General features: G+C 63.0%; 27 protein-coding genes. 25 read left to right on the forward strand and 2 right to left on the reverse strand.

From position 1 onward, the window contains the following. Positions 1 to 2: 2 nt before the first annotated feature. The 15 genes from flhB (at position 3) to ACODS1_RS16180 (ending at position 15,453) form a co-directional block, all read left to right on the forward strand. Positions 3 to 1,139, forward strand: a complete 1,137-nt coding sequence (gene flhB / locus ACODS1_RS16110; protein ID WP_489086464.1) for a flagellar biosynthesis protein FlhB — start codon at positions 3 to 5, stop codon at positions 1,137 to 1,139. Positions 1,140 to 1,260: 121 nt separating this feature from the next. Beyond that, positions 1,261 to 3,408, forward strand: a complete 2,148-nt coding sequence (gene flhA / locus ACODS1_RS16115) for a flagellar biosynthesis protein FlhA (protein ID WP_489086465.1) — start codon at positions 1,261 to 1,263, stop codon at positions 3,406 to 3,408. A gap of 11 nt (positions 3,409 to 3,419) precedes the next feature. After that, a complete protein-coding gene (gene flhF / locus ACODS1_RS16120) occupies positions 3,420 to 4,733 on the forward strand; it encodes a flagellar biosynthesis GTPase FlhF (protein WP_489086466.1) in 1,314 nt (437 codons plus the stop codon). Between the two features lie 87 nt (positions 4,734 to 4,820). After that, positions 4,821 to 5,651, forward strand: coding sequence for a flagellar synthesis regulator FleN (fleN, locus tag ACODS1_RS16125; protein WP_322978254.1), 831 nt, complete (start codon positions 4,821 to 4,823; stop codon positions 5,649 to 5,651). After that, positions 5,648 to 6,394 (forward strand): RNA polymerase sigma factor FliA, encoded by a 747-nt coding sequence (gene fliA, locus ACODS1_RS16130; RefSeq protein ID WP_322978253.1) that lies wholly within the window; start codon positions 5,648 to 5,650, stop codon positions 6,392 to 6,394. Before fleN ends, fliA begins: the two co-directional genes overlap by 4 nt. A 100-nt stretch (positions 6,395 to 6,494) precedes the next feature. Continuing rightward, entirely contained in the window at positions 6,495 to 6,869 is a 375-nt protein-coding gene (locus tag ACODS1_RS16135; RefSeq protein WP_169968482.1) for a chemotaxis response regulator CheY, read from the forward strand. A 19-nt stretch (positions 6,870 to 6,888) separates the two neighbouring features. Continuing rightward, positions 6,889 to 7,677, forward strand: coding sequence for a protein phosphatase CheZ (locus ACODS1_RS16140; RefSeq protein ID WP_322978252.1), 789 nt, complete (start codon positions 6,889 to 6,891; stop codon positions 7,675 to 7,677). Between the two features lie 12 nt (positions 7,678 to 7,689). Continuing rightward, positions 7,690 to 9,927, forward strand: coding sequence for a chemotaxis protein CheA (locus ACODS1_RS16145; RefSeq protein WP_489086467.1), 2,238 nt, complete (start codon positions 7,690 to 7,692; stop codon positions 9,925 to 9,927). Between the two features lie 45 nt (positions 9,928 to 9,972). After that, positions 9,973 to 11,109, forward strand: coding sequence for a protein-glutamate methylesterase/protein-glutamine glutaminase (locus ACODS1_RS16150; protein ID WP_489086468.1), 1,137 nt, complete (start codon positions 9,973 to 9,975; stop codon positions 11,107 to 11,109). A 25-nt stretch (positions 11,110 to 11,134) separates the two neighbouring features. Next, positions 11,135 to 11,875, forward strand: a complete 741-nt coding sequence (locus ACODS1_RS16155; protein WP_322978249.1) for a flagellar motor protein — start codon at positions 11,135 to 11,137, stop codon at positions 11,873 to 11,875. A gap of 10 nt (positions 11,876 to 11,885) precedes the next feature. Then, positions 11,886 to 12,704 carry a flagellar motor protein MotD gene (gene motD / locus ACODS1_RS16160; RefSeq protein WP_322978248.1) on the forward strand — a complete coding sequence of 273 codons (819 nt, stop codon included), beginning with the start codon at positions 11,886 to 11,888 and terminating at the stop codon, positions 12,702 to 12,704. An 82-nt stretch (positions 12,705 to 12,786) separates the two neighbouring features. Continuing rightward, complete coding sequence (locus ACODS1_RS16165; protein ID WP_322978247.1) at positions 12,787 to 13,575, forward strand: ParA family protein; 789 nt, start codon at positions 12,787 to 12,789, stop codon at positions 13,573 to 13,575. Positions 13,576 to 13,659: 84 nt separating this feature from the next. Continuing rightward, complete coding sequence (locus ACODS1_RS16170; RefSeq protein ID WP_322978246.1) at positions 13,660 to 14,451, forward strand: CheW domain-containing protein; 792 nt, start codon at positions 13,660 to 13,662, stop codon at positions 14,449 to 14,451. A 96-nt stretch (positions 14,452 to 14,547) separates the two neighbouring features. Then, a complete protein-coding gene (locus ACODS1_RS16175; protein ID WP_322978245.1) occupies positions 14,548 to 15,027 on the forward strand; it encodes a chemotaxis protein CheW in 480 nt (159 codons plus the stop codon). Positions 15,028 to 15,030: 3 nt separating this feature from the next. Then, on the forward strand, positions 15,031 to 15,453 hold the full coding sequence (locus ACODS1_RS16180; RefSeq protein WP_322978244.1) for a DUF2802 domain-containing protein: 423 nt from the start codon (positions 15,031 to 15,033) through the stop codon (positions 15,451 to 15,453). A gap of 72 nt (positions 15,454 to 15,525) precedes the next feature. Here the strand turns inward: ACODS1_RS16180 and ACODS1_RS16185 are convergent, their stop codons facing one another. Both ACODS1_RS16185 and fliK read right to left on the reverse strand, forming a co-directional pair. Continuing rightward, a complete protein-coding gene (locus ACODS1_RS16185; protein WP_322978243.1) occupies positions 15,526 to 15,867 on the reverse strand; it encodes an EscU/YscU/HrcU family type III secretion system export apparatus switch protein in 342 nt (113 codons plus the stop codon). Then, on the reverse strand, positions 15,864 to 17,402 hold the full coding sequence (gene fliK / locus ACODS1_RS16190) for a flagellar hook-length control protein FliK (RefSeq protein ID WP_489086469.1): 1,539 nt from the start codon (positions 17,400 to 17,402) through the stop codon (positions 15,864 to 15,866). The genes ACODS1_RS16185 and fliK overlap by 4 nt, the downstream gene beginning before the upstream one ends. A 204-nt stretch (positions 17,403 to 17,606) precedes the next feature. On the opposite strand from fliK, the gene ccmA reads away from it, so the two are divergent. The 10 genes from ccmA (at position 17,607) to ACODS1_RS16240 (ending at position 24,942) form a co-directional block, all read left to right on the forward strand. Next, positions 17,607 to 18,251 (forward strand): cytochrome c biogenesis heme-transporting ATPase CcmA, encoded by a 645-nt coding sequence (gene ccmA, locus ACODS1_RS16195; protein WP_489086470.1) that lies wholly within the window; start codon positions 17,607 to 17,609, stop codon positions 18,249 to 18,251. Further along, on the forward strand, positions 18,248 to 18,919 hold the full coding sequence (gene ccmB / locus ACODS1_RS16200) for a heme exporter protein CcmB (protein WP_268178220.1): 672 nt from the start codon (positions 18,248 to 18,250) through the stop codon (positions 18,917 to 18,919). Before ccmA ends, ccmB begins: the two co-directional genes overlap by 4 nt. Before the next feature lie 93 nt (positions 18,920 to 19,012). Beyond that, on the forward strand, positions 19,013 to 19,768 hold the full coding sequence (locus ACODS1_RS16205; protein WP_322978240.1) for a heme ABC transporter permease: 756 nt from the start codon (positions 19,013 to 19,015) through the stop codon (positions 19,766 to 19,768). Beyond that, complete coding sequence (ccmD, locus tag ACODS1_RS16210) at positions 19,765 to 19,941, forward strand: heme exporter protein CcmD (RefSeq protein WP_322978239.1); 177 nt, start codon at positions 19,765 to 19,767, stop codon at positions 19,939 to 19,941. The genes ACODS1_RS16205 and ccmD overlap by 4 nt, the downstream gene beginning before the upstream one ends. Further along, on the forward strand, positions 19,938 to 20,426 hold the full coding sequence (gene ccmE, locus ACODS1_RS16215) for a cytochrome c maturation protein CcmE (RefSeq protein ID WP_489086471.1): 489 nt from the start codon (positions 19,938 to 19,940) through the stop codon (positions 20,424 to 20,426). The genes ccmD and ccmE overlap by 4 nt, the downstream gene beginning before the upstream one ends. Next, positions 20,423 to 22,393 (forward strand): heme lyase CcmF/NrfE family subunit, encoded by a 1,971-nt coding sequence (locus ACODS1_RS16220; RefSeq protein ID WP_489086472.1) that lies wholly within the window; start codon positions 20,423 to 20,425, stop codon positions 22,391 to 22,393. The genes ccmE and ACODS1_RS16220 overlap by 4 nt, the downstream gene beginning before the upstream one ends. Further along, entirely contained in the window at positions 22,390 to 22,929 is a 540-nt protein-coding gene (locus ACODS1_RS16225) for a DsbE family thiol:disulfide interchange protein (protein ID WP_322978236.1), read from the forward strand. Before ACODS1_RS16220 ends, ACODS1_RS16225 begins: the two co-directional genes overlap by 4 nt. Beyond that, positions 22,926 to 23,411: a cytochrome c-type biogenesis protein gene (locus ACODS1_RS16230; protein ID WP_489086473.1), complete on the forward strand. Its 486-nt coding sequence runs from the start codon at positions 22,926 to 22,928 to the stop codon at positions 23,409 to 23,411. The genes ACODS1_RS16225 and ACODS1_RS16230 overlap by 4 nt, the downstream gene beginning before the upstream one ends. Further along, complete coding sequence (gene ccmI, locus ACODS1_RS16235; protein ID WP_489086474.1) at positions 23,408 to 24,619, forward strand: c-type cytochrome biogenesis protein CcmI; 1,212 nt, start codon at positions 23,408 to 23,410, stop codon at positions 24,617 to 24,619. Before ACODS1_RS16230 ends, ccmI begins: the two co-directional genes overlap by 4 nt. Continuing rightward, positions 24,616 to 24,942, forward strand: coding sequence for a hypothetical protein (locus ACODS1_RS16240; RefSeq protein WP_489086475.1), 327 nt, complete (start codon positions 24,616 to 24,618; stop codon positions 24,940 to 24,942). The genes ccmI and ACODS1_RS16240 overlap by 4 nt, the downstream gene beginning before the upstream one ends. Positions 24,943 to 25,025: the final 83 nt, after the last annotated feature.

Genomic DNA, 25,025 nt, shown 5'->3' on the forward strand with positions numbered 1-25,025 from the left:
CCATGGCGGAAAGCGAAAGTGGCGCCGACAAGAGCGAGGAACCCACAGGCAAGCGGCTCGAAGAGTCGCGAAAAAAGGGCCAGATCGCACGCTCCAAGGAACTCAACACTTTGGCGGTCACCTTTGCCGGCACGGCGGCACTGATCTTCTTCGGCGCGCAGATTGGTGCTGCCTTGCTAGACCTGATGCGTGGCACCTTCAGCCTGCCGCGTGAGGCGGTGATGCGCGAAGACAGCATGGCGCTCTACCTGCTGGCCTATGGCAAGCAGACCCTTATGGCCCTGCAGCCGTTCTTCATCGTCTTGCTGATCGCGTCGGTGATTGGCCCGATTGGCCTGGGCGGCTGGTTGTTCTCCTCGGAGGCGCTGCTGCCCAAAGGTAGTCGGATGAACCCCTTGGCGGGCCTCAAACGCATGTTCTCGGTACAGGCGCTGGCTGAGCTGCTCAAGGCCTTTGCCAAGTTTCTGGTGATCCTTGCGGTGGCCTTGCTGGTGCTGGCCACGGATCAGGATGATCTGTTGGCCATCGCCAACGAGCCGGTCGAGTCGGCCATCCTGCACAGTCTGAACGTGGTGGGTTGGAGCGCCTTCTGGTTGTCCTGTGGGCTGATCCTGATTGCCGCCGTTGATGTGCCGTTCCAGCTCTGGAGTCACAAGCAGAAGCTGATGATGACCAAGCAGGAGGTCAAGGACGAGTACAAGGATTCCGAGGGCAAGCCTGAGGTCAAGGGACGCATTCGCCAGTTGCAGCGTGAGATGGCCGAGCGCCGCATGATGCAGGCGGTGCCGCAGGCTGACGTGGTGATCACCAACCCGACCCACTTCGCCGTAGCGCTGAAATACGATCAGGACAAGGGTGGGGCGCCGATATTGCTGGCCAAGGGCAACGATTTCCTCGCCCTGAAGATCCGCGAGATCGCCCAGGAACACAAGGTCATGGTGCTCGAGTCGGCAGCCCTGGCTCGGGCGGTCTATTACTCCACTGAGCTGGATCACGAGATCCCTGCCGGTCTTTACCTGGCGGTGGCGCAGGTGCTGGCTTATGTCTACCAGATTCGCCAGTTTCAGGCTGGCAAGGGCAAGCGTCCTGGCCCGCTGTCTGATCTGCCCATCCCGCCGGATCTGCGTCGCGACGAGTGATGCAGCGGCTCGTGTAGCCGCCCTGGCACAGGTTTTTTCACTGCCTTTGTTCTGTGTCTGCAGTTCTGGAACGCTTCTTGCCATAACCCCTTCAGGACGCGGTATTGCGTCAAAAGATTGAATGAATTGGGGTAAGGCCGTGGCAGTAGATCGCGCTCAGTTGATCGGTGACGTACGCAGCAACCTGGCCGGGTTGCGGCATGGCAATCTGGGCATTCCGCTGCTGCTGCTGGTGATGCTCGGCATGGTCATGCTGCCGGTGCCGGCGTTTCTGCTCGATGTGCTGTTCACCTTCAGCATCGCGCTGTCGATCGTAGTGCTGCTGGTCAGTATCTACGCCCTGCGGCCGCTGGATTTCGCCGTGTTCCCCACCATCCTGCTCGCCGCCACGCTGCTACGCCTGGCGCTGAACGTGGCTTCGACTCGGGTGGTGCTGCTCAATGGTCATGAGGGCCACGGTGCGGCGGGGCAGGTGATCCAGGCCTTCGGCGAGGTGGTGATTGGCGGTAACTACGTCGTCGGTATCGTGGTCTTCGCCATCCTCATGATCATCAACTTCGTGGTGGTCACCAAGGGCGCCGGACGTATCTCCGAGGTGAGCGCGCGCTTCACCCTCGATGCCATGCCTGGCAAGCAGATGGCCATCGACGCCGACCTCAACGCCGGCCTGATCGATCAGGTCGAAGCCAAGAAACGTCGCAGCGAAGTGGCCCAGGAGGCTGACTTCTACGGTTCCATGGATGGTGCCAGCAAGTTCGTACGCGGCGACGCCGTTGCTGGTCTGCTGATCCTGTTCATCAACCTCATCGGCGGTGTTGCCATCGGCGTGCTGCAGCACCAATTGGCGTTCGCCGATGCCGGTAAGGTCTACACCCTGCTGACCATCGGCGACGGTTTGGTGGCGCAGATTCCTTCCCTGCTGCTGTCGACTGCCGCTGCGGTGATGGTCACCCGCGTTTCTACTTCCGAGGACATGGGGGCGCAGGTCAACCGGCAGATGTTTGCTTCGCCCAAGGCTTTGGCAGTGGCTGCGGCCATCCTGATTGCCATGGGCCTGGTGCCGGGCATGCCGCATTTTTCCTTCCTCAGCCTGGGTTTCATCGCTGCGGGTGGCGCTTACTGGATCGCGCACAAGAACCGCAAGGTCAAGGAAGAGGAAGTCAAGGAAGTGCAGCGCCAGCAGGAGCTGCTGCCGGCGCAGAAGGCCCAGGAGGTCAAGGAGCTGGGTTGGGACGATGTGACGCCAGTGGACATGGTGGGTCTGGAGGTGGGCTACCGCCTGATTCCGCTGGTCGACCGCAACCAGGGTGGTCAACTGCTGGCGCGGATCAAGGGTGTTCGCAAGAAGCTGTCGCAGGAGATGGGCTTTCTCATGCCGTCGGTGCATATCCGCGACAACCTCGACCTGGCACCCAATGCCTACCGTTTGACGCTCATGGGTGTCAGCGTGGCCGAGGCTGAGGTCTACCCGGATCGCGAGCTGGCGATCAACCCCGGTCAGGTGTTCGGCCCGCTCAATGGCATTGCCGCCAAGGATCCGGCGTTCGGCCTGGAGGCGGTATGGATCGATCCCAGTCAGCGTGACCAGGCGCAATCGCTCGGTTACACCGTGGTCGATGCCAGCACCGTGGTCGCCACCCACCTGAATCAGATCCTGCACAAGCACGCTCATGAGCTGCTCGGGCACGAGGAAGTACAGCAGCTCATGCAACTGCTGGCCAAGAGTTCGCCGAAGCTGGCCGAAGAGCTGGTGCCTGGGCTGGTGTCGCTGTCGACGCTGCTCAAGGTATTGCAGGCGCTGCTGCAGGAACAGGTGCCGGTGCGCGACATCCGCACCATCGCCGAGGCCATCGCCAACGTCGCGCCAAAGAGTCAAGATCCCGCCGCCATGGTCGCAGCCGTTCGCGTGTCGCTGGCTCGCGCCATCGTGCAAAGCATCGTGGGACTAGAGCCGGAGCTGCCTGTGATCACCCTTGAACCAAGGTTGGAACAGATATTGCTGAACAGTCTGCAGAAGGCCGGTCAGGGTAGCGAGGATGGCATCCTCCTCGAACCAGGTATGGCCGAGAAGCTGCAGCGTTCCCTGGTGGAAGCGGCGCAGCGCCAGGAAATGCTCGGCAAACCGGTGATCCTGCTGGTGGCCGGTCCGATCCGGGCGATGTTGTCGCGCTTCGCGCGGCTGGCGGTACCCAGCATGTACGTGCTGGCCTACCAGGAAATTCCGGACAACAAGCAGGTCACCATAGTCGCCACTGTGGGCCAGAACTGAGGTAAAGGGTCATGCAGGTCAAACGTTTCTTCGCTGCTGATATGCGGACCGCCATGAAACTGGTGCGTGACGAACTGGGCGCTGACGCGGCCATCATCGGCAACCGCCGCGTGGCCGGTGGTGTCGAGCTGACCGCCGCGCTCGACTATCAGGTGGCGCCAGCGCCGGTTCGACCGAATCCGGCTCTGGAGGCCGAGCTGCGCAAGACTCAGGCGCGCATCGCCAATGCCCAGGCGGAGCTGGCGACCCGTGCCGAACAGGACTCGTCGAAAGACCGTCAACTTTTCGCCAATGACTCGCTGGTGGCGCCGGAATTGCCGGCGACCCCGGTCAAGCCGCAGCGCCCCGTCGAGAAGCCGGTGGCTGCCGCGCCCAGTGTCGATCCGCGTGCGCTCGATGCCATGCGCTTCGAGCTGCATGGCCTGCGTGAACTGATCGAAGTACAGCTGGGCTCCATCGCCTGGGGGCAAATGCAGAGCCGTCGCCCGCAGCAGGCCAACCTGTGGCGCCGCTTGCAGCGTATGGGCCTGTCGGCCGAGCTGTCGCAGGCGTTGCTCGACCGCGTGGCGGGCGTCGCCGAGCCTCGTCAGGCCTGGCGCATGCTCCTGGCGCACCTGGCCCATGCGATCAAGACGCCCAAGGTCGAGCCGTTGGAAGAGGGCGGGGTGATTGCCCTGGTCGGCCCTGCCGGCATGGGCAAGACCACCACGCTGGCCAAGCTGGCCGCGCGTTACGTGCTTAAGTACGGTGCTCAGCAGGTCGCTCTGGTGAGTATGGACAGCTTCCGTATCGGCGCCCAGGAACAGCTCAAGACCCTGGGGCGCATCCTCGGCGTCTCGGTGACTCAGATCGATCCGGGGCAGTCGCTGCTGCAAGCCCTGGCGCCCCTGGCCAAGAAACGTGTCGTACTGATCGATACGGCGGGGTTGCCCGCCAACGATCCGGCCCTGCGTCTGCAGCTCGAGAGCCTGTCTGCGCGCGGCCTGAAAGCCAAGAATTATCTGGTGCTGGCCGCTACCAGTCAGAGCCAGGTGCTCAAGGCGGCCTACCATAGTTACAAGCGTTGCGGCCTTTCCGGCTGCATACTGACGAAGCTGGACGAGGCCGTGAGTCTGGGTGAGGTTTTGGGTCTGGCTATAGGCCAGCATCTGCCGGTAGCCTATGTCACGGACGGGCCGCGGATTCCGGATGATCTGCACGTTCCGCGTAGCCACCAGCTGGTCAGCCGCGCGGTGGGATTGCAGGCGCCGGAAGAGCCTAGCGAGGACGCCATGGCGCAATTGTTCGCCGGTCTCTATCAAGGAACCGCGCGGCGCGTCGGCTGAAGCGCTAAAGTGTTGCAAACCCTGCGTTTTTTGCAGGGGCGAACGGCCGGTTGGCCAAGTCGAAGTTAGACAAGGTATTGAGAGAACATGGGTATGCATCCCGTACAGGTGATCGCGGTAACCGGCGGCAAGGGCGGTGTCGGTAAGACCAACGTGTCGGTGAATCTGTCCATGGCCCTCGCCGATCTGGGGCGCCGGGTGATGTTGATGGACGCCGACCTTGGGCTCGCCAACGTCGATGTGCTGCTGGGGCTGAGCCCCAAGCGCACCCTGGCCGACGTGATCGCTGGTGAGTGTGACCTGCGTGACGTCCTGCTGCAGGGGCCGGGCGGTATCCGCATCGTGCCGGCCGCATCGGGCACGCAGAGCATGGTCAACCTATCGCCCATGCAGCATGCCGGCCTGATCCAGGCATTCAGCGATATCAGCGAAAACCTCGACGTGTTGGTGATCGACACTGCAGCCGGCATCGGCGATGCGGTCGTCAGCTTCGTGCGGGCGGCGCAGGAGATTCTCGTCGTGGTCTGCGACGAGCCGACCTCGATCACCGACGCCTACGCGCTGATCAAGCTGCTCAACCGCGACCATGGCATCAGCCGCTTCCGCGTGCTGGCCAACATGGCGCACAGCCCGCAGGAAGGTCGCAATCTCTTTGCTAAGCTGACCAAGGTGACGGATCGTTTTCTCGATGTCGCCCTGCAGTACGTCGGCGCGGTGCCCTACGACGAATGCGTACGCAAGGCGGTGCAGAAGCAGCGCGCCGTCTATGAAGCCTTCCCGCGCTCCAAATGCGCACTGGCGTTCAAGGCAATCGCTCAGAAGGTCGATACCTGGCCGCTGCCGGCCAACCCGCGCGGCCATCTGGAGTTCTTCGTCGAGCGCCTGGTGAAGCAACCGACAGCAGACTCGGCCGTATGACAGCAGCCTCTGGACTTCGTATGTACAACAAGGCTCGTGCGCAGGACTCCCAGCACCAGTTGATCGAGCGCTATGCGCCGCTGGTCAAGCGCATTGCCTATCACTTGCTGGCGCGTCTGCCAGCCAGCGTGCAGGTGGACGATCTGATTCAGGCCGGGATGATCGGCCTGCTCGAAGCCTCGCGCAAATACGACTCCAGCAAGGGTGCAAGCTTCGAAACATTCGCCGGTATTCGCATCCGCGGTGCCATGCTCGACGAGGTGCGCAAAGGCGATTGGGCACCGCGTTCGGTGCACCGCAACAGCCGGATGGTCAGCGATGCGATACGTACCGTTGAAGCGAGAACGGGGCGTGACGCTAAAGATCACGAGGTTGCTGCCGAACTCCAATTGAGTCTGGAAGATTACTACGGCATTCTTGGCGACACTTTGGGTAGCCGCCTGTTCAGTTTCGACGACCTATTGCAGGACGGTGAACATGGCGGACTGCACGAAGACGCCGGGCACACCCACCTCGAACCTTCGCGGGATCTCGAAGATGAACGCTTTCAAGCGGCATTGGCCGAGGCCATTGCCGGCCTGCCGGAGCGCGAGCGTCTGGTGCTGGCGCTGTATTACGATGAAGAACTGAACCTGAAGGAAATCGGTGAAGTACTGGGGGTCAGCGAATCGCGCGTCAGTCAGTTGCACAGTCAGTGCGCGGCGCGTCTGCGTTCGCGGCTGAGTGAATGGCGCGCTGGCTGAGTCGCAGCGTACTCGCAGGCAGAAACGGTTTCACGATTAAAGGACGTAGTTGCAAACGCAATACGTTTGGGACTGTACGGAGGTCGACTTGGACAAGAACATGAAAATCCTCATCGTTGACGATTTTTCGACGATGCGACGGATCATCAAGAACCTCTTGCGAGACTTGGGTTTCACCAATACCGCCGAGGCCGATGACGGCACTTCAGCGTTGCCGATGCTGCAGAGCGGCAGCTTCGACTTTCTGGTCACCGACTGGAACATGCCCGGTATGACCGGCATCGACCTGCTGCGTGCGGTACGTGCGGATGAGCGCCTCAAGCACCTGCCGGTGCTGATGGTCACCGCCGAAGCCAAGCGTGACCAGATCATCGAAGCGGCTCAGGCCGGCGTGAATGGCTATGTGGTCAAGCCCTTCACTGCGCAGGTGCTGAAGGAAAAGATCGAGAAGATCTTCGAGCGGGTCAACGGCTGATGTCGGCCGCGAGGGTGCTATGGAACACGATGATTCCACATTGGGCGATCTTGAAACGTCCCTGAAAACCAATGCCCGCGAACTGGTCGATAGCCTCGAAAAAGGTAACTTCGGCAACGCGGTGCAACTGATCAATGAGCTCAACAAGGTTCGTGATCGTGGTTTGTATCACGAGGTCGGCAAGCTGACCCGTGAGCTGCACAACGCTATTGTCAATTTTCAGCTCGACCCGCGCATGCCTCATGCCAAGGAGCTGTCGCAGATATCCGACGCCACCGAGCGTCTGAACTACGTCGTCACCCAGACCGAGAAAGCGGCCAACCGCACCATGGATCTGGTGGAGCAGAGTGCGCCACTGGTCAATGACCTGGCCGATGAGGCGCAGAGCCTCAGCGCCGAGTGGGGTCGTTTCATGCGCCGGGAAATCGGCGCAGAGGGTTTTCGTGAGCTGGCCAAGCGCATCGAGTTGTTCCTTGCGCGTAGCGAGCGTGACAGCAGCAAGCTGTCCAACCACCTCAACGACATTCTGTTGGCGCAGGATTACCAGGATCTGACCGGTCAGGTGATCAAGCGGGTGACGCAGTTGGTCACCGAGGTGGAAAGCAACCTGCTTAAATTAGTCCTAATGGCCAGTTCGGTAGACCGCTTCGCGGGTATCGAACATGACCACGATGCATTGCGTGCCGAACAACAGCAGCAAAAATCGCCGTCGACGGGTGAAGGTCCGCAGATTCATGCCGATAAGCGTGATGACGTCGCCTCCAATCAGGACGATGTCGACGACCTGCTATCCAGTCTTGGATTCTAAGGAGCACCCCACATGAGCTTCGGCGCCGATGAAGAGATCCTCCAGGATTTCCTGGTAGAGGCCGGCGAGATTCTCGAACAGTTGTCCGAGCAGTTGGTCGAGCTGGAAAGCCGACCGGACGACATGAACCTGCTGAACGCCATCTTTCGCGGTTTCCACACCGTCAAGGGCGGAGCAGGCTTCCTTCAGCTCAACGAGCTGGTGGAGTGCTGTCATATTGCCGAGAACGTGTTCGACATCCTTCGCAAGGGCGAGCGTCGCGTTGACGCTGAACTGATGGACGTTGTGCTCGAGGCGCTGGATGCGGTCAACAGCATGTTTGGCCAGGTTCGGGAACGCTCCGAGCCTACGCCGGCATCGCCCGAGCTGCTGGCAGCCCTGGCACGCCTGGCCGAGCCAGCAGGTGCGCAACCCGAGCCGGTTGCCGAGCCTGTAGCGGTGCAGGCCGCGCCGGAGCCTGAACCCGAACCGGTTGCCACGCCTGCTGCAAGTGCTGCGTCCTCCGACATCACCGATAGCGAGTTCGAGCAACTGCTCGATGCGCTGGGCGATACGCCGCCGGCTGCTGCCGAAGCCAGCGCCGGCAGTGACGATATCACCGACGATGAATTCGAAGCGCTGCTCGATCAACTGCATGGCAAAGGTCAGTTCGCCGCGCCAGCCGCATCGGCACCGGCCCCTGCAGCTCCTGCTGCTGCCGCGCCCGCCGCACCTGCCGGTGACGATATCACCGACGACGAATTCGAAGCTTTGCTCGATCAGTTGCACGGCAAGGGCCAGTTCGCCGCGCCGGCTTCGCCTGCCGCGCCTGTAGCGGCCGCGCCAGCCGCCGCCCCGAGTGCCCCGGCCGGTGACGACATCACGGATGACGAGTTCGAATCGCTACTCGATGAGTTGCACGGCAAGGGCAAATTCGTAGCGCCGGCTCCAACTGCCGCTCCGGCCGCAGCGGCAGCACCGGCTCCTGCGGCGGCCAAGCCTACGCCTCAGCCAGCTGCTGTGCCGGCGGCCAAGCCCGAACCCGCTGCGCCGCGTGCTGCTGCGCCAGCTCCTGCTGCGGCGGAGAAGGCGCCTGCCAGCGAAGCCGAAACCACCGTACGGGTCGATACCGCACGCCTCGACGAGATCATGAACATGGTCGGCGAGCTGGTACTGGTGCGTAACCGCCTGGTGCGCCTGGGCCTCAATAGCGGCGACGAGGCCATGTCCAAGGCGGTGTCGAACCTCGACGTGGTCACGGCGGATCTGCAGACTTCGGTGATGAAGACCCGCATGCAGCCGATCAAGAAGGTCTTCGGCCGCTTCCCGCGCCTGGTTCGCGACCTGGCGCGCAATCTGAAGAAAGAGATCAACCTCGAGCTGGTGGGCGAAGAAACCGACCTCGACAAGAACCTGGTCGAGGCGCTGGCCGACCCGCTGGTGCACTTGGTGCGCAACGCGGTCGACCACGGCGTGGAGACCCCGGAAGAACGCGAGAAGGCCGGTAAGGCTCGCGCAGGTAGGGTGGTGCTGTCTGCCGAGCAGGAAGGTGACCACATCCTCTTGTCCATCACCGATGACGGCAAGGGCATGGATGCCGACATCCTGCGCGCCAAGGCGGTGGAGAAGGGCTTGCTGGACAAGGATGCAGCCGAACGTCTGAATGAGTTCGAATGCTACAACCTGATCTTCGCCCCGGGCTTTTCGACCAAGACCGAAATTTCCGACGTGTCCGGTCGCGGTGTCGGCATGGACGTGGTCAAGACCAAGATTTCCCAGCTCAACGGCACGGTCAACGTGTTCTCGCAGAAGGGCCAGGGCTCGAAGATCGTCATCAAGGTCCCGCTGACCTTGGCGATCATGCCGACGCTGATGGTTATGCTGGAGAATCAGGCCTTCGCGTTCCCGCTGGTCAACGTCAACGAGATCTTCCACCTCGATCTGTCGCGCACCAACGTGGTCGATGGCCAGGAAGTGGTGATCGTGCGCGACAAGGCGCTGCCGCTGTTCTATCTCAAGCGTTGGTTGGTGCCGCAGGCGTTCATGGAGGAGCAGCGTGAAGGGCATGTGGTGATCCTCACCGTAGGCAGTCAACGCATCGGTTTTGTCGTCGATCAATTGGTCGGTCAGGAAGAAGTGGTAATCAAGCCACTTGGCAAGATGTTGCAGGGCACCCCGGGGATGTCCGGGGCGACCATCACCGGCGACGGTCGCATCGCGCTGATTCTCGACGTACCGAGCATGCTCAAGCGCTACGCTCGACGTTTCTGATGGTTTTGCGGCACGGGCCGATGCCCGTGCCGTCTAGGAGTGTTTATGGCAGTCAAGGTCTTGGTAGTAGACGACTCCGGCTTCTTTCGCCGGCGTGTTTCGGAAATTCTGTCTGCCGATTCCAGCATTCAGGTGGTCGGGACGGCCACCAACGGACGGGAAGCCATCGATCAGGCGCTGGCGCTCAAGCCAGACGTGATCACCATGGATTACGAGATGCCGATGATGGATGGCATCACGGCTGTACGTAACATCATGCAGCGTTGCCCGACGCCTGTGCTGATGTTCTCCTCACTCACCCATGAAGGCGCACGTGTCACCCTGGATGCGCTGGATGCCGGGGCGGTGGATTTCCTGCCGAAGAATTTCGAGGACATCTCGCGTAACCCGGAGAAGGTCAAGCAACTGCTGTGTGAAAAGGTGCATTCCATTGCACGCAGCAACCGTCGCTTCAGTTCTGCGGTTGCCACACCGGCACCGGCTGTCACTAGCCCGACGCCTGCGCCAAGTCGCAGCGCTACGCCTGTTCGCACGCCGGCGCCGGCCGCTCCTGCGCGTACTGTGTCGGCTGCAGGTGGTGCCTCCAGTGCCAGTAGTAATTCGCCGGCACCACGCCGCAAGGCCTACAAGCTGGTCGCCATTGGTACTTCCACCGGTGGCCCGGTTGCATTGCAGCGCGTGCTGACCCAACTGCCGGCCAACTTTCCGGCGCCGATCGTGCTGATCCAGCACATGCCGGCAGCCTTCACCAAGGCCTTTGCCGAGCGCCTGGACAAGCTCTGCCGCATCCAGGTCAAGGAAGCCGAGGACGGCGACATCCTGCGCCCAGGTCTGGCGCTGCTGGCTCCTGGCGGTAAGCAGATGATGGTGGACGGTCGCGGTGCGGTGAAGATCCTGCCTGGTGACGAGCGTCTCAACTACAAGCCCTGTGTCGACATCACCTTCGGCTCTGCCGCCAAGTCGTTCAACGACAAGGTGCTGGCTGTGGTGCTCACCGGCATGGGCGCCGATGGCCGTGAAGGTGCACGCCTGCTCAAGCAGAACGGCAGCCAGGTATGGGCCCAGGACGAAGCCAGCTGCGTGATCTACGGCATGCCGATGGCAGTGGTGAAGGCTGATCTGGCCGATGCGGTCTATTCGCTCGACGACATCGGCCGACATCTGGCCGAGGCCTGTCAGTGATGAAACCTGAGCCGGGCGGTCATGCATGGATGTCCTGAGTCTAATCGGCGTCATTCTGGCGTTCGTCGCCATTCTCGGGGGCAACTATCTCGAAGGCGGACAAGCCTCGGCGCTGCTCAATGGTCCGGCAGCGCTGATCGTGCTCGGCGGTACGCTCGGCGCGGCTTTCCTGCAGACGCCGATCAGCACGTTCAAGCGTTCTGTGGGCGTGTTGCGCTGGATCTTCTTCCCGCCACGCATCGATCTGGTCGGTGGTATCAACCGGGTCGTCGGCTGGAGCATGGTGGCGCGCAAGGAGGGCTTGCTCGGTCTGGAGTCGGTGGCTGACGCCGAGCCTGACGCCTATGCGCGCAAGGGGCTGCAGTTGCTGGTCGATGGCGCTGAGCCGGAATCCATCCGTAGCATCCTCGAGGTCGATCTCTACACCCAGGAAGCCCGTGATATTCAGGCTGCCAAGGTGTTCGAGAGCATGGGCGGTTATGCGCCGACCATCGGCATCATCGGTGCGGTGATGGGCCTGATCCACGTGATGGGCAATCTGGCCGACCCCAGCATGCTGGGTAGTGGCATCGCCGTGGCCTTCGTCGCCACCATCTACGGTGTCGGGTTCGCCAACCTGTTGCTGCTGCCGGCTGGCAACAAGCTCAAGTCCATTGCGTTGCGCCAGTCGCGCTACCGGGAAATGCTGCTCGAGGGCATTCTCTCCATCGCCGAGGGTGAGAACCCGCGTTCCATCGAATTGAAGCTGCAAGGCTTCATGGATTGATGGAGGCACTATGGCCCGCAGACGGCATCAGGAAGAGCACGAGAATCACGAGCGCTGGCTGGTGTCCTACGCGGATTTCATCACGCTGCTGTTCGCCTTCTTCGTGGTGATGTACTCCATCTCCTCGATCAACGAGGGCAAGTACAAGATTCTCTCGGACACCCTGACGGGCGTGTTCAACCAGCCGGATCGTTCGATCAAACCCATTCCTATCGGTGAGGAACGCCCGCGTACCGGCGATCCCGAACGGGCGACGATGAACGAGGACGACAAGGATGTGACCGACAGTACGCTGCGCAGCATTGCCTCCAGCGTGCGTGATGCCTTCGGTGACCTGATCCAGAGTGATCAGTTGAATATTCGCGGCAACGAGATGTGGATCGAGCTCGAACTCAGTTCCAGCCTGCTGTTCCCCAGCGGCGATGCCTTGCCGAACAATCAGGCATTCGACATCATCGAGAAGGTCGCCAAGATTCTGGCACCCTATGAAAATCCGGTGAAGGTGGAAGGGTTCACCGACAACCTGCCGATCCAGACGCCCCAGTATCCGACCAACTGGGAGCTGTCCTCGGCGCGAGCGGCAAGCATCGTGCGCATGCTCGCCATGGACGGGGTCAATCCTGTCCGTCTGTCTGCGGTGGGCTATGGTGAATTTCAGCCGGTTGCGGACAATTCGACAGCCGAAGGGCGTGCCCGTAATCGTCGGGTGGTGTTGGTGATCTCGCGTGACCTGGACAATCGCCGTAACAGCGGTAGTACCGCTGCAAGCCAAGGCGGAGCTGGCACGCAACCTGCAAAAGCGCCAGAGCAGGGGGCCGCACAACCGTGAACCGTCAAATCCCAGTCGCGCCGTTGCGGCGGTCGACAGCCATTCTCGGTCTGCATGCGTCACGCCGGGAGGATGAGAAAAGATGAAAGTCTGGGCAGTAGCCAATCAGAAAGGTGGTGTCGGCAAGACCACCACGTCCATCGCACTGGCGGGTCTGCTGGCGGATGCCGGCAAGCGTGTCGTCGTCGTCGACCTCGATCCGCACGGATCCATGACCAGCTATTTCGGCCATGACCCGGATACGCTGGAGCACAGCTGTTTCGACCTGTTCCTGCATCAGGGCAACGTGCCGCAGGGGCTGCCGAAGCAATTGCTGCATGGCACCAGCCACGAGAACATTTCCCTGTTGCCCTCGAGCACTGCGCTGGCGACGCTGGAGCGTCAGTCGCCGGGGCAGAGCGGCCTGGGCCTGGTGATCGCCAAAAGCCTGGCGCAGCTGTGGGAGGATTTCGATCACGCGGTCATCGACAGTCCGCCGCTGCTCGGCGTGCTCATGGTCAATGCCCTGGCGGCGAGTCAGCAACTGGTGATCCCGGTTCAAACCGAGTTCCTCGCGGTCAAGGGGCTGGAGCGCATGATCACCACGCTGACCATGATCAATCGTTCGCGCAAGCAGGCGCTGCCATACACCATCGTGCCGACGCTGTTCGACCGCCGCACCCAGGCCTCGATGAGCACCCTGAAAGTCTTGCGCAATACTTACCCCGATCATCTCTGGCCGGCCTATATTCCGGTCGATACGCGCTTGCGCGATGCCAGTCGGGCAGGGCGCACGCCTTCGCAGTTCGACGCGGGCAGCCGTGGCGTGATCGCCTACCGCGCCTTGCTCAAGCATCTGCTGAGCCATCAGCCCGCCGCGCAGGTAGCCTGATATGCGCGTCTGTGTTGAACTGCACTCAAGTCGAGCCACATTCCTGCCGATAGGCTGTACAGGCCTTGATCACGGTGTTCACCCATGAGTCGTAACCTCGCTACTGCCACGCGCTCCCAACTGGCCCTGCAGTCCTATCTGGACGGCCTGCTGCAGGAAGCGGCTGCTGAGCTCGAACAGTCCGTCGATATCGATGAGTTCGAGGCTGCCGTACTCGAGGAGCAGGTGCGTGATGCGCGCCTGGTTCAGCCGGTTGCGATGCCGGTGGTGGCCGCGCCGCAGGTGCAGGTCACTGCCCCTGAAGTGATCGTGCCGACTCCGGTGATCGAAGAGGCGCCGCCGCTGGTGGCACCGGTTGCCGAGATCACGCCGCTGCAGACCGCCCTCGATGCTGACGGGCGTCCCGGCTGGGCTGAGGAGCCATTCGAATGCCTGTTGTTCGACGTTGCCGGGCTGACGCTGGCGGTTCCGTTGATTTGCCTGGGTTCCATCTACCCGCTGGAAGGGCAGGAGCTGACGCCGCTGTTCGGCCAGCCCGACTGGTTCCTCGGCATCCTGCCCAGCCAGGCCGGTAACCTCAAGGTGCTGGATACCGCGCGCTGGGTCATGCCCGATCGTTACCGTGACGACTTCCGTGAAGGCCTGCAGTACGTGATTTCCGTGCAGGGCTACGAGTGGGGGTTGGCAGTGCATCAGGTCAGTCGCTCCATCCGCCTTGACCCCAGTGAGGTCAAGTGGCGCAGCCAGCGCACGCAACGCCCCTGGCTGGCGGGTACGGTGATCGAACACATGTGTGCGCTGCTCGATGTGGCGGCGCTTGCCGAACTGATTGCCAGTGGGGGTGCCAAGCACCTCAATGGCGGAAAACTGCATTAAGAATTGGTGGGCTCGTGCCAACGGGCTCTATAGTTGATGACAAGCGGGTGTAATCCGCGCGTGCCGCACTGAGCGGTTTTTGACGAGGCTAGGGACATGAAGAAAAGTTCTGCACAAGGTGCCGAAGATCCGATTCTGCAGTGGGTGACCTTTCGCCTGGACAACGAGACCTATGGCATCAACGTGATGCAGGTACAGGAAGTCCTGCGCTACACCGAGATCGCACCGGTTCCGGGGGCTCCGAGCTATGTGCTGGGCATCATCAACCTGCGCGGTAACGTGGTCACGGTGATCGACACGCGCCAGCGTTTCGGCCTGGGCTCCGCGCCGGTGACCGACAACACCCGTATCGTCATCATCGAGGCGGACAAGCAAGTGGTCGGCATCCTGGTCGACAGCGTCGCCGAGGTCGTTTACCTGCGCCAATCCGAGATCGAAACGGCGCCGAACGTCGGTAACGACGAGACGGCCAAGTTCATCCAGGGCGTTTGCAACAAGAACGGCGAACTGCTGATCCTGGTCGAGCTCGACAAGATGATGTCCGAGGAAGAGTGGTCGGAGCTGGAGAGCATCTGAGCCATGTCCGAGTTTGCCATGCTTGCTGCGGCCCTGGCCTTCGTGGCGCTGCTGTGCGTGGCATTGGGCATCGTCTGCAACGGCCTGTACCGCAATCAGCAGCGGCTGTTGGCGGAGCAGGCCAGGCGTGACGCCGCGCGCGATGCGCGGATTCGCGAGCTGGGCAAACGCCTCGATGCCTACCTGACCGGTAGCATTCGCATGGGCGAGGAGTTGCACGAACTGCGTCGTATCGTGGCGCCGTTACCGGACAAGGTCAGTCAGATCGAGCAGCGCGATCCCAACAGCCTGTCCTTCACCCAGGCTGCGCGCCTGGTGGGCATGGGGGCCAGTGTCGATGACCTGACCCAGTCCTGTGGCCTGAGCAAGGCCGAAGCTGAACTGATCAGCCGCCTGCATCAACCTCGCGCCAGTCAATCGAATTGAAGCTGCCTGCAGGCGCTTCGATGTCCTTGCCGACAGTCAGTTCCGCAGCCTATTGCGCCCGGTTTGCTTCGCTCAGTGGCTCGGCCCGCGAAGAAGAGGAAGGCTTGGCGTCACGTCACGCTCGCCGTCTTCCTTGAATCCCGGTGGCCGCTTGCCCTGCAGGTACCAGGCGAAGGCGATGATCTCGGCGATGCAGCGATACAGCGCTTCGGGAATGGCATCGCCCAGCTCCAGCCGGGCCAGTAAACGTACCAGCTCGGCGTTTTCGTAGATCGGTACTTCGTATTCGCGGGCGATGGCCAGGATCGCCTCGGCCAGCTCGTCATCGCCCTTGGCGCTGAGCACTGGCGCGCTCTGCCCGTCATAGGTGAGGGCAATGGCCTGGCGTGCTTCGGGCTGTGACTTGCGGCTCATGCGGTTTCATCCACCCAGCGTTGTTCCAGTGAGGTCTTCGGCCCTTGCGGCGGCATGCCCTGGCTGCAGGCCAGTTCGCCGACTTCGAGCCCGGCGGCTTGCAGACGTTCGCGCAGGTGACCCAGTTCGGCATTGATCAGCGCGGTGGTATCGGCGCGTTCGGCCCATAGCTGGCTGGATAGGCTGCCGCGCAGCAATTGCGCGCGAACCTGCAGTGGGCCCAGGTGAGGCAGATCGAAGGCCAGGTCGATGCGCCATAGCGGCTCCTTCTGCTCGTGCTTGTCCGACTTGGCATTCTGTTCCTCGTGCTGCAGCTTGATCTGCAATGGCAGGATTTCCTGCTGGTGGCGCATCGGCAGTTCCAGTTGCCAGGTGGTCACCAGGTTGCCGTTGGCGTCGACCTGGGTTTGCGCCAGGCTCGACAGCTGATGCGTCTGTAGTCGTGAGATGGCGGCAGCAGCGAGCTTGAGCAAGGCCTCCAGATCGACCTCGCCTTCTTCCATGTTCTGCAGCAGGCGCGAGGGCAGGGGGAAGCTGAGGGCTTGCTGACGCGCCGAGCTGCCTGTGCTGTTGATGCCCAGCATCTGGCGGGCCAGGGCAGGCAGGTTCTGACTGATCGCGCCTTGCAGCCCGGCCAGCGTACCGGCGCCACCCGGCAATTGCGGCAGCAACTGTGCAACCAGTCGTAGCAGGTTGGCTTTCAGATCCTGTGGCAGGCCACTGGTTTGCCCGTGCAGCAGCTTGGCTTCGAACAGCAGGCCGCTGCCCTCCATCGCTTTGGCCAGACCTTTGGCTGTGCTGAGCTGGCCGCTGTCAGGCAAGGCGCCCAGGAGTTTGTCGATGCTGTCCTGCACCGCATCGTCACCACCTGCAAGGCCTTGCAGGCCCTTGAACAGCCCTTCCAGAGACGCCTGACGATTCTGTTGTGCGGCCAGTTGCTGACCCAGCACCAGTTGATCGAGGCGGCCGCTCAGTGGCAGGAAGGCCAGGCTCTGGCTGCCCTGTACCTGAGCGCTGAGCAGGCTGCCGACCGGCAGTGGCATGGCGCTGTCGATGGCCAGCTTGCTGCCGGCCAGCGGCGTATTGAGCAGGTTGACCACCAGGCGGTAGAGCTGTTGCGTCGCTTGCATCGGTAGGGCATCGCGACTGATCACCTTGCCCTGCACCAGCGTGCCCGGAGGGAGTTGCTGCAGATCGAGGCTCGTCAGCGCCTTATCGCCTCCGGCTTGCAGCGCCAGAGCCAGGCGTGTGTCGGACAGCGCCGTGACCACCAGGGTGCTGCCCTGCGCCAGCGGGCGTGGGCTCTCGGCCTGCAGGGTGGTCTGCTTGCCGCCTTCGAGCGTCAGTTTCAGTAGCAGTTGGAACGTCTGCGCCTGCTCGCGTACGGCCACCACTTCGGCCTTGGCGCTTTCCCCGGCGGCCAGCATGCCCTCCAGTGGCTGCAGCAGGCGTACGGCCAGATCCGCCGCCGTCGCCGTGCTACGGCTCACCGGAATGGCGGGGGGAAGTGGGCGTGGGCTGCTGATCTCGCTCATGGGCTCTCATTTAGCTGACGGTGTACGGCTTCGCCAGTACACCCTACGACCGATTTGCCTGCGGCAGATTCACACCCTGTCGAAAATGCCGACTGCGGGTGTCGTTCTCTGACATGTATAATGCCGCCCCGTTGCGCATCGCGCTTCCGGCACGCGTCAGTATAGCGGCCGAACCATCGCCGACTTGAACCCTGCCAGGTATCGATGACCCGTTCCGTTCCTCTTCTCGAAGCCGTGGCGCTCTCTTGTGAGCGGGACTGGCGCATGCTTTTCGAGCATCTGGCGTTCCGTCTCGACCGCGGTGACATGCTGCAGATCAGCGGCCCCAACGGCAGCGGCAAGACCAGCCTACTGCGGCTGATCGCCGGGCTGCGTCAGCCGACCGCCGGAGACATTCTGTTGCAGGGGCGGGCACTGGCCGAACAACGCGGCGAGCTGGCGCGCAATCTGTTGTGGATTGGCCATGCGGCCGGCATCAAGAGCTTGCTGACAGCGGAGGAGAATCTCGCCTGGCTCTGCGCTCTGCATCGTCCGGCCAGCCGTGAGGCGATCTGGCAGGCGCTGGAAGCCGTCGGCCTGCGTGGTTTCGAGGATGTGCCCTGTCACACCCTGTCCGCTGGCCAGCAGCGCCGTGTCGCCCTGGCGCGTCTGTATCTGGCCGACACGCCGCCGCTGTGGGTGCTCGACGAGCCCTTCACCGCATTGGACAAGCACGGCGTGGCGCAGCTCGAAGCGCACCTGGCCAGCCATTGCGAACGTGGCGGCGTGGTGGTGCTGACCACTCACCACAGCTTGCAGCACAAGCCGGCCACCTACCGCGAACTCGACTTGGGGCAGCACGCCGCATGAGCAACGTCTTCACTCAATTGCTCAGCCGCGAAATGCGCCTGCTGGCCCGGCGCCCTTCTGATCTGGCCAACCCGCTGGTGTTCTTCGCCATCGTCATCGCTCTGTTTCCCCTGGCGGTCGGGCCAGAGACGCAATTGTTGCAAACCCTTTCTCCCGGTCTGGTCTGGGTCGCTGCGCTGTTGGCCGTGCTGCTCTCGCTGGACGGGCTTTTCCGCAGTGATTTCGAGGACGGCTCGCTGGAACAGTGGGTCCTTTCGTCGCACCCCCTGCCTCTTCTGGTGTTGGCCAAGGTGCTGGCACACTGGCTGTTCAGCGGCCTGGCGCTGGTCTTGCTGGCGCCCTTGCTGGCTCTAATGCTCGGTTTGCCCGGGCGTTGCCTGCCGGTGCTGCTGATCTCCCTGCTGCTCGGCACCCCGGTGCTGAGCCTGCTGGGCGCGGTGGGCGCGGCGCTCACCGTCGGTCTCAAGCGCGGTGGCCTGCTGCTGGCGCTGCTGATTCTGCCGCTGTACATCCCGGTGCTGATTCTCGGCAGCGGAGCATTGCAGGCGGCCCTGCAAGGATTGCCGGCGAGCGGCCACCTGTTGTGGCTTGCGAGCCTCACTGCCCTGGCGGTGACCCTGACACCTTTTGCGATTGCCGCCGGCCTGACCATCAGCGTCGGCGAATAAGAACGAACCGTGATGTAGCCCGGATGCAATCCGGGAGTTCTCGATAGCCTCCCGGATTGCATCCGGGCTACGTGTAGATGATGAGCGATCTGAATGAACTGGACGTGGTTTCACAAGTGGGGTTCGCCCAAGTGGTTCTATGAGATGAGTGGCCGCTGGCTGCCCTGGCTCAGCATCGCCGCCGTGCTGCTGATCGTCGCCGGCCTGGTCTGGGGGCTGGCCTTCGCACCGCCGGACTACCAGCAGGGCAACAGCTTTCGCATCATCTACATCCACGTGCCGGCTGCATTCCTGGCCCAGTCGATCTACGTCATGCTTGCCGTCGCCGGCCTGGTCGGCCTGGTATGGAAGATGAAGCTGGCCGATGTCGCCCTGCAGCAGGCCGCGCCCATCGGCGCCTGGATGACCTTCATCGCGCTGATCACCGGTGCCATCTGGGGCAAGCCGACCTGGGGCACTTACTGGGTGTGGGACGCGCGCCTGACCTCCATGCTGATTCTGCTGTTCCTCTATTTCGGCGTCATCGCCCTGGGCAACGCCATCAGCAACCGCGACAGCGCCGCCAAGGCCTGCGCCGTGCTGGCCATCGTCGGTGTGGTCAACATTCCGATCATCAAGTACTCGGTGGAGTGGTGGAACTCGCTGCACCAGAGCGCCACTTTCAAACTTACCGAGAAGCCCGCCATGCCCGTTGAAATGTGGCTGCCGCTGCTGCTCGGAGTCGTGGGCTTCTACTGCTTCTTCGGCGCCGTGCTGCTCTATCGCATGCGCCTGGAAGTGCTCAAGCGCGAAGCGCGCAGCAGTTGGGTGAAGACCGAAGTGGAGAAACTGGTGGAGGGCCGGGCATGAGCTTTTCCTCGTTCGCCGAGTTCCTCGCCATGGGCACCCACGGGGTCTATGTGTGGAGCGCCTATGGCATCAGCCTGGTGGTTCTGCTGCTGAACGTGGTGTTGCCGATTCTGGCGCGCCGCCGTTACCTGCAAGACGAGGCGCGTCGTTTGCGCCGGGAGAAGTCCAAGTGAATCCGGTTCGCAAGAAACGCCTGTACATCGTCCTCGCCATTCTCTGTGGTGTGGGTGTCGCCGTGGCGCTGGCGCTCAGTGCGCTGCAGCAGAACATCAACCTGTTCTACACACCCACGCAGATCGCCAATGGCGAGGCGCCGGAAGGCACCCGTATTCGCGCTGGCGGTCTGGTGGAGGAGGGCTCGGTGAAGCGCTCGGCCGATTCGCTGGAGGTGGACTTCGTGGTTACCGACGGCGCCCATGAGGTGACCATCCGCTACCACGGCATCCTCCCGGATCTGTTCCGCGAAGGGCAGGGCATCGTCGCTCTCGGCCGGGTCAACGAGCAGGGCGTGCTGGTGGCCGACGAGGTGCTGGCCAAGCACGATGAAAACTACATGCCGCCGGAAGTGATGCAGGCGCTGGAAAAGAGCGGAATGAAGCAGCAACACGATGCCGCGACTGCCGGCAAGCAGGGTTATAAGCAGGAGAACGCGCAATGATTCCTGAACTCGGCCACCTGGCGATGATCCTGGCCCTGTGCCTGGCCGCCGTCCAGGCCACGCTGCCGCTGATCGGCGCCTGGCGTGGTGATCACCAGTGGATGAGCCTGGCACAGCCGGCGGCCTGGGGGCAGTTCGCCTTCCTGGCGTTCTCCTTCGCCTGCCTGACTTACGCCTTCATGGTCGACGATTTCTCTGTCGCCTACGTAGCCAGCAACTCCAACACGGCGTTGCCCTGGTACTACAAGTTCAGCGCCGTGTGGGGCGCACACGAAGGCTCGTTGCTGTTGTGGGCGCTGATCCTCGGTGGCTGGACCTTCGCCGTGGCGATCTTCTCGCGCCACCTGCCGGAAGAGATGCTGGCCCGTGTGCTGGCGGTGATGGGCATGATCAGCGTCGGCTTCCTGCTGTTCCTGATCATTACCTCCAACCCCTTTGCGCGGCTGCTGCCCAACGTGCCGGTCGACGGCCGTGACCTCAACCCGTTGCTGCAGGACTTCGGCCTGATCGTTCATCCGCCGATGCTGTACATGGGCTATGTCGGCTTCTCCGTGGCCTTCGCCTTCGCCATCGCCGCATTGCTCGGCGGCAAGTTGGACGCCGCCTGGGCACGCTGGTCCCGGCCTTGGACCATCGTTGCCTGGGCCTTCCTCGGCATCGGCATTGCCCTGGGCTCCTGGTGGGCCTACTACGAACTGGGCTGGGGCGGCTGGTGGTTCTGGGATCCGGTGGAGAACGCCTCGTTCATGCCCTGGCTGGTGGGTACCGCACTGATCCACTCGCTGGCGGTGACCGAGAAGCGTGGCGTGTTCAAAAGCTGGACCGTGCTGCTGGCCATCGCCGCCTTCTCCCTCAGCCTGCTCGGCACCTTCCTGGTTCGCTCCGGCGTGCTGACCTCGGTGCATGCCTTCGCCACCGACCCGGAGCGTGGCGTGTTCATCCTCGCCTTCCTGCTGGTGGTAGTCGGCGGCTCGCTGGCGCTGTTCGCCCTGCGTGCGCCGGTGGTGCGTAGCCAGGTCGGCTTCGGCTTGTGGTCGCGCGAGACGCTGCTGCTGGTCAATAACATCGTGTTGGTGGTGTCCGCCGCGATGATCCTGCTCGGCACCCTCTACCCGCTGGTGCTCGACGCCCTGACCGGCGCCAAGCTGTCAGTCGGCCCGCCTTACTTCAACGCTCTGTTCCTGCCGCTGATGGGCCTGCTGATGGCGGTGATCGCCGTCGGTGTGCTGGTGCGCTGGAAGGACACTCCGCTGAAATGGCTGGTCGGCATGCTGACCCCTGTACTGGTGGCCAGCGTGGTGCTGGCGCTGATCGCCACTTTCCTGCATGGCGACTTCCACTGGGCGGTGCTGGCCGTCTGCCTGCTGGCCTTCTGGGTGGTTCTGGCCGGCGTGCGCGACGTGCTCGACAAGACCCGTCATAAAGGCTTGCTCAAGGGCCTGCCAAGCCTGGGTCGCAGCTACTGGGGCATGCAACTGGCGCACTTCGGCTTCGCCTTCTGCGCCCTCGGCGTGGTGCTGACCAGCCTGGGCAGCTATGAGCGCGACCTGCGCATGGCCCCGGGCGATTCGGTGGAGCTGGGCGGCTATCGCTTCCAGTTCGATGGAGCCGAGCACTTCGAAGGCCCCAACTTCATTTCCGACAAGGGCACGGTGCGCGTCTTCGACGGCGAGCGGCAGATCAAGGTACTGCACCCGGAAAAACGCCTGTACACCGTGCAGCAGGCGACCATGACCGAGGCGGGCATCGATGCCGGCTTCACCCGTGACCTCTTCGTCGCCCTCGGCGAGCCGCTGGAGCAGGGGGCCTGGGCCGTGCGCATCCATATCAAGCCCTTCGTCCGCTGGATCTGGCTCGGTGGCTTGCTGATGGCCTTCGGTGGCCTGCTCGCCGCTGCCGACAAGCGCTACCGCATCAAGGTCAGAACCCGCGTGCGCGAAGCGTTGGGCATGGAGGCTACCGCATGAGACGTCTGTTATTGCTGTTACCGCTGCTGGCGTTCCTGGCGGTCGCCGTGTTCCTCTATCGCGGGCTGTTCCTCGATCCGTCCGAGTTGCCGTCGGCATTGATCGGCAAGCCGTTCCCGGCGTTCAGTCTGCCGTCGGTGACCGAACCATCGCGCACCCTGACCCAGGACGACCTCAAGGGCAAGCCAGCCCTGGTCAACGTCTGGGGCACCTGGTGCCCGGCCTGTCGCCATGAGCATCCGGTGCTGAACAAGCTGGCCGAAGCCGGCGTGGTGATCCATGGCATCAACTACAAGGACGAGCGTGAGCCCGCGCAAAAATGGCTGCGCGATCTTCACAACCCCTACCAGCTCAATATCGAGGACGCCAAGGGCACGCTCGGTCTGGATCTGGGTGTGTACGGCGCGCCGGAAACCTTCTTCATCGACGCCAAGGGCATCATCCGCCACAAGTACGTCGGTGCTATCGACGAGCGCATCTGGCGCGAACAGCTGGCCCCGGTCTACCAGCAACTGGTCGACGAGGCTCAGCCATGAAGCGTCTGTTGATCGCCACCGGTCTGGCGCTGGGACTGTTGGCCAGCGCCCACGCCGCCATCGACACCTACGAGTTCGCCAACGAGGCGGAGCGCGAGCGTTATCGCACCCTGGTCGAGGAGCTGCGTTGCCCCAAATGCCAGAACCAGAACATCGCCGACTCCAATGCGCCGATCGCCATGGATCTGCGCAACGAGGTTTACCAGATGCTCGAAGCCGGTAAGAGCGATGCGCAGATCATCGACTTCCTGGTGGCACGCTACGGTGATTTCGTCCTCTACAACCCGCCTGTAACCAGCCGCACCCTGCTGCTCTGGTATGGCCCGGCCGGCCTGCTGGTGATTGGCTTTGGCGTGCTCGGGGTGATCGTCCTGCGCCGCCGTGGCCAGAAGGCACGCCCGGACAATGGCCTCAGCACTGACGAACAGCAGCGCCTTGCCGCACTGCTCGAACAAGCCTCTCAGGACAAGAAAGACCGATGATCGATTTCTGGTTGCCCGCCGGGCTGCTGTTGCTCACTGCCCTGGCGTTCCTGCTGATCCCCGTGCTGCGCGTGCGCAAGCTGCAGGCCGAGGAAGACCGTACCGCCCTCAACGTCACCCTGTATCAGGAACGCCTGCAGGAGCTGCAAACGCAGCATCAGCGCGGTGTGCTCGATGACGCGCAGCTGGAAGCCGGCCGCGCCGAAGCGGCTCGCGAACTGCTCACCGATACCGAAGGCGTGCAGCGCCGCAGCAGCGTACTGGGCGGCAAGATTCCGCTGTTGGCTGCGATTCTGGTGCCAGTGCTTGGTGTGGGGCTGTATATGCACTGGGGCGCGCTGGAGCCATTGCAGCAGGCGCGCGAGATGGCGGCGCAACAACCGCAGAGCATCGGCGAAATGACCGCCCGCCTGGAGCGTGCGGTACAGGAGCAGCCGGAGTCCGCCGAAGCCTGGTACTTCCTCGGCCGTACCTACATGGCTCAGGATCGCGCAACCGACGCCGCCAACGCCTTCGAGAAAGCGGTGGGCCTGGCAGGCCGTGCGCCCGAGCTGCTCGGACAGTGGGCCCAGGCCCTGTACTTCGCCAACGGCAAGCAGTGGAATGCGCAGTTGCAGGCGCTGACCGACGAGGCCCTGAAAACCGATGCTCAGGAGGTCACCAGCCTCGGCCTGCTTGGCATCGCTGCCTACGAAAGCCAGCGTTATGCCGATGCGGTGCGTTACTGGGAACGTCTGGTTGCCGTATTGCCCGAGCAGGATCCGTCGCGTGCCGCCATCGCTGGTGGCATCGAGCGTGCCCGTCAGCAGATGGGCGAGGGTGAGCAGGCCAGCGCCACCACCGAGCCTGCGGCCAAGGTGTATGCCCTGGAGGTCAGCGTCTCGCTGGCGCCCGAGGTGCAGGCGCAGGTGCAGCCGGACGATGCCGTATTCATCTTCGCCCGTGCCCTCAGTGGCCCGCCGATGCCGCTGGCGGTCAAGCGCCTGAAGGTGTCCGAGCTGCCGGCGCAGGTCAGCCTGTCCGATGTCGATGCGATGATGCCGGAGCTGAAACTGTCGCGCTTCGAGCAGGTGCAACTGGTGGCGCGCGTCTCGCATGCCGGCAATGCCACCCAGGGCGAATGGATCGGCAAGCTTGGCCCGGTGTCGAACACCGCGCGTGAGGTTCAGGCAGTGGTGATCGACAGCCGCGACGGCCAGGCGCAATGAAGCGCCTGGCGCTGCTCTGCGTGCTTGGCTTCGGCCTCAGCGGCTGCGTGCTGCAGCAGCCAGCTTCGTCAGTCGCTGAACTGCCGCCGGTGCAGCAACCTGCGCACCCGCGCTACGCGCCGCCACCCGGCGTGAAAAGCCACTGGAGCCCGGCGCTGGGCGTCTATGTGGTCGAGGGCGCGCGTGATCTGTACTACCGCGAACGCATCTTCTATCGCTTCGAGGGTGGCTGGGGTTGGTCACCACAGGCCGGTGGGCCGTGGCGTGAAACCGATAGCAGCGGCATCCCACCGAGCTTGTTTCGGCACTACCAGAACCGTTGAGGGGTAGGGCGGGTACAACTCGCCGCCTAGGTTCTGGCGGGTTTCACCCGCCCTCCATGAAAAACGGCGCCCACGGGCGCCGT

The sequence above is a fragment of the Pseudomonas sp. FG29 genome (genome assembly GCF_057809355.1).

Bases quoted from the DNA above. Each gene is read 5' to 3' on its own strand.
- ACODS1_RS16155 (WP_322978249.1), top strand. From the start codon at position 11,135: ATGGATGTCCTGAGTCTAATCGGCGTCATTCTGGCGTTCGTCGCCATT.
- fliK (WP_489086469.1), bottom strand. From the start codon at position 17,402: ATGAGCGAGATCAGCAGCCCACGCCCACTTCCCCCCGCCATTCCGGTG.
- ACODS1_RS16230 (WP_489086473.1), top strand. From the start codon at position 22,926: ATGAAGCGTCTGTTGATCGCCACCGGTCTGGCGCTGGGACTGTTGGCC.
- ACODS1_RS16180 (WP_322978244.1), top strand. From the start codon at position 15,031: ATGTCCGAGTTTGCCATGCTTGCTGCGGCCCTGGCCTTCGTGGCGCTG.
- fleN (WP_322978254.1), top strand. From the start codon at position 4,821: ATGGGTATGCATCCCGTACAGGTGATCGCGGTAACCGGCGGCAAGGGC.
- ACODS1_RS16135 (WP_169968482.1), top strand. From the start codon at position 6,495: ATGAAAATCCTCATCGTTGACGATTTTTCGACGATGCGACGGATCATC.
- ccmB (WP_268178220.1), top strand. From the start codon at position 18,248: ATGAGCAACGTCTTCACTCAATTGCTCAGCCGCGAAATGCGCCTGCTG.
- ACODS1_RS16170 (WP_322978246.1), top strand. From the start codon at position 13,660: ATGAGTCGTAACCTCGCTACTGCCACGCGCTCCCAACTGGCCCTGCAG.
- ccmD (WP_322978239.1), top strand. From the start codon at position 19,765: ATGAGCTTTTCCTCGTTCGCCGAGTTCCTCGCCATGGGCACCCACGGG.
- ACODS1_RS16145 (WP_489086467.1), top strand. From the start codon at position 7,690: ATGAGCTTCGGCGCCGATGAAGAGATCCTCCAGGATTTCCTGGTAGAG.
- ACODS1_RS16220 (WP_489086472.1), top strand. From the start codon at position 20,423: ATGATTCCTGAACTCGGCCACCTGGCGATGATCCTGGCCCTGTGCCTG.
- flhB (WP_489086464.1), top strand. From the start codon at position 3: ATGGCGGAAAGCGAAAGTGGCGCCGACAAGAGCGAGGAACCCACAGGC.
- ACODS1_RS16140 (WP_322978252.1), top strand. From the start codon at position 6,889: ATGGAACACGATGATTCCACATTGGGCGATCTTGAAACGTCCCTGAAA.
- ccmI (WP_489086474.1), top strand. From the start codon at position 23,408: ATGATCGATTTCTGGTTGCCCGCCGGGCTGCTGTTGCTCACTGCCCTG.
- ACODS1_RS16185 (WP_322978243.1), bottom strand. From the start codon at position 15,867: ATGAGCCGCAAGTCACAGCCCGAAGCACGCCAGGCCATTGCCCTCACC.
- ACODS1_RS16225 (WP_322978236.1), top strand. From the start codon at position 22,390: ATGAGACGTCTGTTATTGCTGTTACCGCTGCTGGCGTTCCTGGCGGTC.
- ACODS1_RS16165 (WP_322978247.1), top strand. From the start codon at position 12,787: ATGAAAGTCTGGGCAGTAGCCAATCAGAAAGGTGGTGTCGGCAAGACC.
- flhF (WP_489086466.1), top strand. From the start codon at position 3,420: ATGCAGGTCAAACGTTTCTTCGCTGCTGATATGCGGACCGCCATGAAA.
- motD (WP_322978248.1), top strand. From the start codon at position 11,886: ATGGCCCGCAGACGGCATCAGGAAGAGCACGAGAATCACGAGCGCTGG.
- ACODS1_RS16150 (WP_489086468.1), top strand. From the start codon at position 9,973: ATGGCAGTCAAGGTCTTGGTAGTAGACGACTCCGGCTTCTTTCGCCGG.
- flhA (WP_489086465.1), top strand. From the start codon at position 1,261: ATGAATTGGGGTAAGGCCGTGGCAGTAGATCGCGCTCAGTTGATCGGT.
- ACODS1_RS16175 (WP_322978245.1), top strand. From the start codon at position 14,548: ATGAAGAAAAGTTCTGCACAAGGTGCCGAAGATCCGATTCTGCAGTGG.
- ACODS1_RS16240 (WP_489086475.1), top strand. From the start codon at position 24,616: ATGAAGCGCCTGGCGCTGCTCTGCGTGCTTGGCTTCGGCCTCAGCGGC.
- ACODS1_RS16205 (WP_322978240.1), top strand. From the start codon at position 19,013: ATGAACTGGACGTGGTTTCACAAGTGGGGTTCGCCCAAGTGGTTCTAT.
- fliA (WP_322978253.1), top strand. From the start codon at position 5,648: ATGACAGCAGCCTCTGGACTTCGTATGTACAACAAGGCTCGTGCGCAG.
- ccmA (WP_489086470.1), top strand. From the start codon at position 17,607: ATGACCCGTTCCGTTCCTCTTCTCGAAGCCGTGGCGCTCTCTTGTGAG.